Here is a 217-nt window from a genome sequence, read left to right on the forward strand (position 1 = left end):
GGGTTTTATCCACCACCTCACCCGGTTGTTTCGCCACATGAAAGCGATCGAAGGCTATTTTCTCAACCGCATTGGGTAAGTGGATGCGCGCTGCTCTTATATAGCCTGCATTCATGTCCATCGATAGGAATTTAAATCCCCAAAAGATTAAAAAAGCACCGAAGAATGCGCGTTTATTCAACACAACCTGATCATCAAGTAATCGGTATAGACACTT

The 217-nt window shown here is 43.8% G+C and carries 1 protein-coding gene; it reads right to left on the minus strand.

Features of this window, described 5'->3' with window-relative positions:
• On the minus strand, window positions 1-217 hold a 217-nt coding region (locus BHE85_RS28505; protein ID WP_434801358.1), incomplete at both ends, for a transposase.

The sequence above is a fragment of the Shigella sp. FC1567 genome (genome assembly GCF_001743015.1).
GTDB lineage: Bacteria > Pseudomonadota > Gammaproteobacteria > Enterobacterales > Enterobacteriaceae > Escherichia > Escherichia coli.